Source organism: Candidatus Bathycorpusculum sp., from assembly GCF_009778815.1.
Lineage (GTDB): Archaea > Thermoproteota > Bathyarchaeia > Bathyarchaeales > Bathycorpusculaceae > Bathycorpusculum > Bathycorpusculum hydrogenotrophicum.
The window spans coordinates 1-8,605 of record NZ_WRFL01000083.1; the positions used below are offsets into that span (position 1 = coordinate 1).

The window sequence follows — 8,605 nt, forward strand, 5'->3', positions numbered from 1 at the left end:
ACACCAATTAATCTGAAAAACCCACCGGCAACCCCAGCCGCACTTATCAATTTAATACATTGATTAGCAGAAATAACAAGAGAAGACCCTGTAAGCTGAATATCATTTGCAAGAGTAATAACTACAACGCCCACCTTTGCATTAGCAACAGCCGTTCTAAGGTCAGACTCGGTATTAATAGACATAAACATCCCCCAAAGGAGAAAGCATAACACGCGTCGTTAACACGGGATAATATAGAGAAGAAATCTGTAACAAAACAGATAACGGATTTTGAGAAAAATTGTTTAGACTAGACGTAGTAGATTTTTTAAGATTCATACACACACGAATGCGCCCCCAATCCAATTGCGACAGTAAACCACAATACTACATCAACATATAAACCGTCATATGTATGCAATCATACGACATTTATCAACACGACAATGGTTTAATTGCATTCACCAATTCCCAGCTGAAAAATCAATTTTAGACAACAACACAAAGTTAACAACCCACATACACCACAGTGTATGAAAAAAGCCCCACATACTAACAATTTACCGAAAGTAAGACAGATAACCAGAGAAGACCGCCTGCTTTTGCTTCCCAACTACATTTACAAAGGTTAGTTCCCACATGTAATTGATTGGTGCGGTTGCCGGGATTTGAACCCGGGTAGCCAGCTTGGGAAGCTGGAGTCCTACCGAGCTAGACTACAACCGCAATTATGCTTAACAATCCTTTTGTGGGGTTTGGGCAATATATTCGTTCTTGTCAGGTATAAGAAGCCACAATCGTTTGTGTTTTCCATATCCCTACAGAGCCCAGCCAACGCAATCACCAACAACAGGTTAGGGTTGAGAGTTTATTTTCCAGACACCAACAAGCAGACCTCAAACTAGAGTGGTTTAATCGAGATGGAACTACCCCGGTATTAGCCGGGTTTTCTGTTTTTCAACCAAGTTTTGGATAGGGGTTATCTTAGAAGCCTTTCTGAGTCAACGGTGTAGCCGCAGGCGGTGAGTTCGCGTATGAGGGTGAGTTTCCAGCTGTTACGGTCATCTAGGGCGGTGAATTTGATGCCTTCGAAGTCTAGGGGGAATGCAAAGTTGGGGGTTTCTCTATAGAAGGCAAGTACGCGTTCTTTGCCCAGTTTGCCTAATAGAAAACCAAACATCAGGGTTACGTCTTGGCGGGGGTTGCGTTGGCGTTTGGTGGCTTCTTCACCTTTGGGGTAGACATAGATGTCAGGCGAGAGCAACACTAATGCGAATTCTATGTCTTTGTAGTCTGTGAAGCGATCGATTATTTTTTTGCCTTGACTGGGTTGTTCACTCATGATTATAGCTGCAAGCCCAAGTTTTTTTAGAGCTAAAGTTAGGGTTTGTTTCATGGTTTCATCAGTTCCAGAAACCACAAGTATGCGCCGCGGGGTACCGCTTGGCGTTAAGGGCACAGACGGAGTTTGTTGAGCGGCTGGGTTTGTTTTTGGGGTTATTGCCACAAATTGCTCAGTGCACACATAAGCGCCTTTGATTTTGCCTTTGAGAAGATTATCAAGGAGATATTTTTTGTCCTTAGTTGTGACTATACTCTCATTGTTGGGCAGTTGGAGTTTGTCAGCTGCTTGATAAGACCAAAAGATAACAACCTTAGAAACTTTGATGGGGTTGAGCAGACGACCTATAAACCAGAAAGGTTCACCATTGGTAAAGGGTTCTTGGAAGGCTCCAACGACTTCAGCATTTGAGAGGTTGAAACGAACACCAGACTTGTCAGGTTCACTATACTCGAGGTATATGTGATATTTGGGGTTAGGCAAAGCAATCAAAAATTAACCTATACCCTAAAACTCAAAAACCTTCCCCTAAAAAACAATCAGCTCTTCCAACGTTACGGATACCTTTTTTGAACTACTCGAAAATTTCTTTGAATTTATCTAAAAAACGGGATAGTTCATTTGAACTATTAAGCATTGCTTAATGGTTGCCTTTCGTTCTCTAATATCGGTTTTGCGCAGTCTAAATTAGGGGGTAAAACAAAATCGTTATCAGAGAGCGTTGCCAAGTTTAGCGTGCAGGAGAAGCAGGATGTCGAAAAATTATACGTATACCGATGCAGGCGTTAATCGGGGTCAGCGGGTGGAAGCTAAAAAAGAGCTGACGAGTCTTAGAGAAACCTATCGGCATATCGGTTTTGGCGGCATCATGCATCTGCCCTATAGCAATGTCTTGCCCATCGGTGAAGACCGATTTTTGGATCTGCAAATCGAGGGGGTTGGGACCAAGGTCTTAATTGCTGAACTGGCAGATAAGTATGATACCATTGGCATTGATGCGGTTGCTATGGTGGTTAATGATGTTATTCGCAGCGGGGCTAAACCGCTTGCTTTGGCAGACAATATTCATGCCGCCGCTAGTGTGCCTAAATTGGTTAATGCATGGCTCAAAGGTATAATTGCGGGTGCCGAACAATCGGAATGCCCTGTGGTGAATGGTGAAACAGGGGATGTTGCTGAGATCATCAAAGGTCTCAGGTCTGATTCGGGATTTGATATGGTTGTTTCCTGTGTAGGTCAAGTTGAGCGTCAAGATCTCATAACAGGCAGAGACATAAACCCGGGGGATGCCATCATCGGTTTGGCTAGCAGTGGTCTGCACAGTAACGGGATTACGCTGGCAAGAAAAATTCTCTTCAAAGCTTGGGGCGGTAAATACGAACCAAACGATGTTCCCCAAGAATTATCACGTGAAATTGTGCTGGAAGCCTTGGAGCCCACTAAGATCTATGTGCAACCATTCCTTAAACTGGCTCGTGAAGTTAAAGTTAAAGCAGCAGTACATATAACAGGAGATAGTTACACCAAATTCAATAATTTGGTAGCTTTTTCGCCAGGTATTGGGTTTTGTTTTGATCGGTTTGCTCCGCAACCGATTTTTGGCTTAATTCAAAAAACCGCTGCCGAGTTAGGCTATACTATAACTGATGAGGAGATGTTTAAGACCTTTAATATGGGCTGGGGTTTTGGCATTATCGTGGATAACTCTGATGTTGATGCCGCGATGAGTGGGCTGGAACAGTGTAGTGGGTTTGGTGTACAGCAAATTGGCAGAGTTACAGACAAAGAACGGGTTGTTGAGATAGAGTATGGGGAGAAACGGTTGGTTTTGTTGTAGGGTTTTGTATTGTTTGGCATTGTTTTGATGAAAGCGTTTAAATCTTTACCTCTTAATTTAGGGGTCTATGAAGTACGCTGTTAAAATTGAAGTCAGCCTCAAACCCGGGCACAGTAATCCGGAAGGCGAAACAACCGCGCGGCTCCTTGTTGAGCTGGGCTTCAGTGTTGAAGCAGTTGAGGTTAGTAAAGTCTACAAGGTAGTTTTGGAAGCTTCAAGCATGGTTGAGGCAGAGCAGAAAGCTCAGGAAATGAGCAGTCGTCTGCTGGTTAATCCTACAAAAGATGACTATACAATCAGCGTAGCTGAGAGAAAATGAAGCTACTGATCAAACGCCCAACCCAATCAGTCATAGAAGTTCAATTAGCAACGGCTACATCAGCTCAGTTAGCAGATATTAACAGTGAGCTATCGTTGGGCCTTAGTGTTGAGGAGTTAGAGGTAGTTCAAACTTATTTTAGAAGAGAAAATCGCAATCCCACTGATGTGGAGCTTCAAGCTATTAGTCAGGCTTGGAGTGAGCATTGTTGTCATAAGACCTTTAAGGGTAAAATCAAAATTGGTGACGATCAAACAATTAACAGTTTGTTTAAAACCTATATTGCCAAAGCTACAAAACAGATTGATGCACCTTGGTGTGTGAGTGTATTTGAGGATAATGCAGGTATAATCAAATTTGATAAAGGCCAAGGTGTCGCCGCCAAGGTTGAGACGCATAATCATCCCTCAGCGGTTGAACCCTTTGGGGGTGCAGCCACAGGTGTGGGTGGTGTCATCCGTGATATTTTGGGGGTTTGGGCCGATCCTATCGCATGTACCGATGTTTTGGGTTTTGGACCCCTTGACTATGATTACAGTAAACTGCCAGCAGGAGTTAAACACCCCAAATATGTCTATATGGGTGTAACTGCGGGGATTAGCACCTATGGTAACAATATGGGTATCCCAACGGTTAATGGTGCCATATACTTTGATGACTCCTACACAGGTAATGTTACAGTGTTTTGTGGTTGTGTGGGTATATTACCGCTAAGCAAATATGCCAAAAACGCTCAAGCAGGCCATATTTTGGTGTTAGCAGGCGGCAAAACGGGACGCGATGGTATCCATGGGGTTACCTTTGCTTCTACGGAACTTACCGAGAAATCTGAAGAGATTGCCCGACCCGCAGTTCAGATTGCAAATCCCATCGAGGAAGAAAAACTAAAACGTGCCATTGTGGAGATCCGCGATCGAGAGCTCGGCTCAGCCATTACCGATATTGGCGGAGGCGGGCTATCCTCAGCAGTAGGTGAAACCGCGGAGCGCTTTAACTGCGGCGTTGCAGTCGATTTGGAGATGGTGCCTCTAAAGTATCAGGGGCTCGCACCCTGGGAGATCTATCTCTCTGAATCCCAAGAACGCATGCTACTCACATGCACCCCCCAAAACTTAGAGGCCGTGTTAGCAGTTTTTGCTAAAGAAGATGTAACAGCAACCGCCATTGGCAAACTCATTGACGAACGGAGACTCAAACTCAGCTACCAAACAGAGTTAGTCTCAGATATTGATATGGAGTTACTCTTCAGTCCCCCCCAAAGCAGTAAAACCGCATGCATCAAAACCCCCCAATTCACCGAACCCAACCTCCCCCAACCCAGCAACCTTACTGAGGTTTTATTACAGCTTTTGGGTGCACCCAATATTGCCAGCAAAGAATCTGTGATTCGGACCTATGATCATGAAGTTAAAGGCAACACGCTACTCAAACCGTTACAGGGTGACTATGCAGGTCCCAATGACGCCGCAGTTCTCAAACCTCTTGATCAATCTCTAAAGGGATTGGTGATTAGCTGCGGTATGAATCCTAACTATGGCAAAATCGATCCGTATTGGATGGCGGCTTCAGCTATAGATGAGGCCATGCGCAACAACATTGCCGTGGGCGGCAGAAGAATTGCACTTTTAGACAACTTTACCTGGGGCAACCCCGAGAAGCCTGAGCGGCTGGGCTCATTGGTGCGTGCCTGCGAAGCCTGCTATGACTATGCAGTTATGTTTAAAGCGCCCTTTATCAGCGGCAAAGACAGCCTCTACAACGAATCCCCCCTGGGCCCCATAACACCTACTCTGCTCATAACGGCGGTGGGCATCATACCCAACATTGAGCACACCATCTCTATGGAGCTCAAAAAACAAGATAACCCGCTCTATCTCATCGGCAAAACCTATCCTGAACTGGGCGGTTCAGAGTACTATAAACTAAACGGCCACCTAGGTGCATCAGTACCCAAGGTGCGAGGCGGTAAAGCTAAGCAGACCTTTAAGGCAATCACCAAAGCCATTGACCAGGGTTTAGTCAAATCCTGTCATGATCTCTCAGAGGGAGGTTTAGCAGTTGCAACCGCCGAGATGGCCTTTGCAAGCGGTTTAGGGTTAAGTCTTGATCTGCAAAAAGTGCCCACCCAAGATATTGAGCGCGATGATTTTGTACTCTTCTCAGAGTCTAACAGCCGCTTTCTTATCGAAGTTGCAGACGCAGACACAGCAGAGTTTGAGAAGCTGATGCAGGGCAAGGGTTGTGTGAGAATTGGAAAAGTCACAAAAGAACCCAAACTCCACATCAAAGGCCTAAACGGCCAAACCATAGTTGATGCCCCGTTGGATGTGTTGCGACAGCGTTGGAAGAAAACACTCAACCCAAAGGAGACCGAATAATGAACCCTCAAGACATCAAAGTGTGTATATTGCGTGCCGGCGGAACTAACTGCGATGCTGAAACCCAACGTGCCTTCCAAGAACTCGGCACACAAGCCCACACTCTCCAAGTCAGTGAACTCATTAAACACCGCAATCTCCTAGACTACGATGTGTTGGTTTTTCCAGGCGGTTTCTCATATGGGGATTATGTGCGCAGCGGCGTCATTTTTGCCCGCCACCTCTCGGCGCATCTGGACAAAGAAATTCAGAGCTTTATCGACGAGGGTCGTCCGATTCTTGGCATATGCAATGGCTTTCAGATTCTAGTCGAATATGGCTTACTACCAGGCTTTGAGGGTATAAGCCCAGTTCCTGAGGCGGCCCTTACCACCAATGAACCGGCGGGTTTTAAATGTAAATGGGTTTATCTAAAGCAGGAAAACCAAGGCAGATGCCTCTTTACATCCAGTATTCCCCAAGGTAAAGTCATTCGACTGCCCATCGCGCATGGCGAGGGTCGACTGCTGTTTCCTAAAGAAAAAGAAGAAACACTGCTAAAGCGGCTTGTTGAGGAGGATATGTTGGTATTTCGTTACTGCACCAAAGACGGTCAACCCGCAAACGGCCAGTATCCCACAAATCCCAATGGCAGTTTTTATGATATCGCTGGCATCTGCAACCCGGAGGGGAATATTTTTGGTTTAATGCCCCATCCTGAGCGTGCGCTATATTGGTGGCAACAACCCAATTGGACCCGACAAAACCAAATGCTACAATATGGAGACGGTAAACACATCTTCCAAAGCATCATCGATAAACTAACAAAAACATAACAGGTCCCGTTGCTGAGTGAAATGTTGCAGAGACTAACGTATCAACACCCCAAGTCAGAGATAAAGAGGTCAAATAAGGGTAGTTCACTAAAATTAGGGTTATGACACCCACCACGGTTAGGTATTGATTAATTTTTTAAGTGACTTTTAGACGAGATATTGATGTCTTTTTAGTTTGATTAGGTCTAATTGCAGTATGTTTGATTTTGTTGTGTGATTAAATATAGATGAGAATGTGAACTGATGATGAGTTTGGCAGGGTTAGCTGTCTTGCATCAACATCAGTTCACAGACGATCAGATTTATTCAGTATGTCAGGGTTTACAGCTGCCGCATGGAGTGTAGCCGGCGTCTATTGCTTCTTGGCGTGTGTTAAAGGTTATTCGGTTTTGTTCAGCGGGCAGTGAACCGCAAGTGGATTTGTGAAATGTTTTGGTATTTTTATTGCCGATGTAGACTATGTCTGGTTGTGGTGGTGGAGTAGTAGTATCATCAGTTATTGGAGGGTCACGTGATACCGATACGGTTATGTCTTTTCCGTCAGTGGTAAAAATTATGGTACCTTGTAGGTCGGTTCTATAGATTGTGGCACCTGTTCCAGTTAGGCGGGTCATTGCTTCAGTGTGTGGATGTCCATAGTCGTTGTCTGCGCCGCAACATATTACTGCATAACTTGGAGCAACAGCATTTAGATATTTTTGTGTGCTACTTGTTCGGGAGCCATGATGTCCGACTTTGAGCACATCAGATTTTAGCGAATCCTTAGCAACGGCCAGCTGTTCGTTCTCTGAGATTGTGCCTGCATCACCTGTAAACAGAAAAGAGGTCTCGCCAAACTCTACGCGTAAAACAATAGAGTAATCATTAAGATCCTTATAGGTTGGGCTGTTTGGTGCCAAAACCTCTACGGTTGCATCACCCCATTGGAAAACTTCTCCCGGAGTAGGTATGGTGAGGGGTATGTCTTTGTTTTCAATGGCAGTTATTAGATTTAAATAGGTTTTTGTTGTGTGGGGTTTGTCAGGCATAAGTACTGTGCCTATGCTGTCCATTGCATTGACAACAGAAGTCATAGATCCTATGTGGTCAGCATGGGGATGAGTAGCCACAAGATAATCCAAGGTAGTTATGCCATATTCAGCTAGATAGTTAAGGACAAGTTTATCCTGACCTGTGTTCCCCGCGTCTATCAACATAGCGTGGCCATCCATTTTTAGAAGGGTACAGTCTGCTTGACCCACATCAAAAACAATGACCTGTAACTGACCGGCTCCGGGCCCTTCTGGATCCACCGGCACACCTGGACCTACAGACACGCTTGGATCAACAGTTGGATCGTTAGGAGGGAATAAATCGGATTGACAAGCTAGTACGCCTGCGGTAAGTAAAACTGCAACAATTACTACCGACAAACCAGCGATTGTTTTTTTATTCATACACATTACCGTAAACAAGTATACCCGCCCACCACAATATATCATTTTCCAGAATATATCGCCAAAAACATTACCACACAACAAAACAGAGGACAAAAATGTCCAGATAGTTACCACCACAAAATTATAGCAACCAAAGAAGCATAATCGCACAAAACACGTTAAACCAGTTGGATGTTCCCCATGCAAACAACCAATCAACCCAAACACACCCCCAAAACTATGAGCCCCGTGCAGTATACACAAACCCAGCCGACATTTTGCATATACAGACTGCACAATAACGAGCACACCGTACAACCCACCATAACTTTTCCTCAATATTGATCATATTGATGTGAAATGGAAAAAATCCGATAAATCTATTAAAATTAAGAGAGTGTTCACCTAAAGATAAGTAATGCGGTTTTTTGAAATGCTGTAAAGATGTCTTCAGTGGTTAATGCGTGCCAAAGTTTAAGCGTTAAATCCACCATCGCGGTCTTCTTTGAAACAA

The 8,605-nt window shown here is 44.6% G+C and carries 7 protein-coding genes and 1 tRNA gene; 4 read left to right on the top strand and 4 right to left on the bottom strand.

What is annotated here, in order from left to right; all coding sequences use genetic code 11:
* The 3 genes from FWF39_RS11135 to FWF39_RS11145 all read right to left on the bottom strand — a co-directional run.
* The coding region (locus FWF39_RS11135) for a hypothetical protein (RefSeq protein WP_343383514.1) at positions 1 to 185 on the bottom strand (185 nt) is incomplete at its 3' end.
* Positions 186 to 632: 447 nt separating this feature from the next.
* A tRNA-Gly gene (locus FWF39_RS11140) sits at positions 633 to 708 on the bottom strand.
* A 253-nt stretch (positions 709 to 961) separates the two neighbouring features.
* Positions 962 to 1,816, bottom strand: coding sequence for a TIR domain-containing protein (locus tag FWF39_RS11145; protein WP_343383515.1), 855 nt, complete (start codon positions 1,814 to 1,816; stop codon positions 962 to 964).
* Between the two features lie 259 nt (positions 1,817 to 2,075).
* Here FWF39_RS11145 and purM point away from each other — a divergent pair, with 259 nt between their 5' ends.
* From purM to purQ, 4 genes are all read left to right on the top strand, one after another.
* Positions 2,076 to 3,161 carry a phosphoribosylformylglycinamidine cyclo-ligase gene (gene purM / locus FWF39_RS11150; RefSeq protein WP_343383516.1) on the top strand — a complete coding sequence of 362 codons (1,086 nt, stop codon included), beginning with the start codon at positions 2,076 to 2,078 and terminating at the stop codon, positions 3,159 to 3,161.
* A gap of 67 nt (positions 3,162 to 3,228) precedes the next feature.
* Positions 3,229 to 3,480, top strand: a complete 252-nt coding sequence (gene purS / locus FWF39_RS11155) for a phosphoribosylformylglycinamidine synthase subunit PurS (protein ID WP_343383517.1) — start codon at positions 3,229 to 3,231, stop codon at positions 3,478 to 3,480.
* On the top strand, positions 3,477 to 5,858 hold the full coding sequence (gene purL, locus FWF39_RS11160) for a phosphoribosylformylglycinamidine synthase subunit PurL (protein ID WP_343383518.1): 2,382 nt from the start codon (positions 3,477 to 3,479) through the stop codon (positions 5,856 to 5,858). Before purS ends, purL begins: the two co-directional genes overlap by 4 nt.
* Positions 5,858 to 6,673 carry a phosphoribosylformylglycinamidine synthase subunit PurQ gene (gene purQ / locus FWF39_RS11165; RefSeq protein WP_343383519.1) on the top strand — a complete coding sequence of 272 codons (816 nt, stop codon included), beginning with the start codon at positions 5,858 to 5,860 and terminating at the stop codon, positions 6,671 to 6,673. The genes purL and purQ overlap by 1 nt, the downstream gene beginning before the upstream one ends.
* A gap of 314 nt (positions 6,674 to 6,987) precedes the next feature.
* Here the strand turns inward: purQ and FWF39_RS11170 are convergent, their stop codons facing one another.
* Positions 6,988 to 8,109 (bottom strand): MBL fold metallo-hydrolase, encoded by a 1,122-nt coding sequence (locus FWF39_RS11170; protein ID WP_343383520.1) that lies wholly within the window; start codon positions 8,107 to 8,109, stop codon positions 6,988 to 6,990.
* Positions 8,110 to 8,605: the final 496 nt, after the last annotated feature.